At 50.2% G+C, this 243-nt stretch carries 1 protein-coding gene; it reads right to left on the bottom strand.

Features of this window, described 5'->3' with window-relative positions:
- Positions 1 to 243 (bottom strand): MFS transporter (locus tag ACLJNW_RS27870; RefSeq protein ID WP_410961831.1); only part of this gene is annotated, 243 nt, incomplete at both ends.

The raw sequence follows: 243 nt of genomic DNA, 5'->3' as shown, positions 1-243 counted from the left end.
TGGGAAACCAGCACATCAGCAGGCATTCCTTTTGCTATCAGATAGTTGACTATAAACACGATAACCTGGCCAGATACCACGGAGATATTGTAAATGCCCAGCGCTTTGCCGCGAATTTCAGCAGGCGCCAGTTCAGACATATACATGGTGGATGCCGTTCCGGCCATCCCAACCGCAAAACCACACACAATGCGGGAAAGGGAGAAGATCATGAACGATTCACTCATCGCCGCCCCTAAGGAA

Source organism: Salmonella sp. SAL4457 (assembly GCF_046548235.1).
GTDB lineage: Bacteria > Pseudomonadota > Gammaproteobacteria > Enterobacterales > Enterobacteriaceae > Salmonella > Salmonella enterica.
This window is presented reverse-complemented; position numbering and strand designations above follow the sequence as displayed.